The sequence below is a fragment of the Pseudomonas sp. BJa5 genome, assembly GCF_030272875.2.
GTDB lineage: Bacteria > Pseudomonadota > Gammaproteobacteria > Pseudomonadales > Pseudomonadaceae > Aquipseudomonas.
In genome coordinates this window covers 1-239 of the sequence record NZ_JALRNG020000212.1, presented here as the reverse complement: position 1 = coordinate 239, position 239 = coordinate 1, and the positions used below count along the sequence as shown (strand labels likewise).

At 39.3% G+C, this 239-nt stretch carries 1 protein-coding gene; it reads left to right on the top strand.

Going from position 1 to position 239, the window contains the following annotated elements:
- Positions 1-239 (top strand): hypothetical protein (locus M2D63_RS26065; RefSeq protein WP_285865920.1); only part of this gene is annotated, 239 nt, incomplete at both ends.

The following is a 239-nucleotide window of genomic DNA, read 5'->3' as shown; positions in this document are numbered from 1 at the left end:
CCGCGGCCCCCCACACCCAAAAAAACAAAACACCCACCCCCACCCCAACCACACCAAATTTGAAAAAAAAAAAAAACCCAAAAACCACCCCAACCAAACACAAAAAAACAAAAAAAAAAAAAAACCAAAAACCAAAACCCCCCCCCCCACCAAAAACAAAAAAAAAAAAAAAAAACCACACCCAAAAAAAAAAAAAAACCAAAAAAAAACCACAACCACCCAACCCCCCACAAAACCCA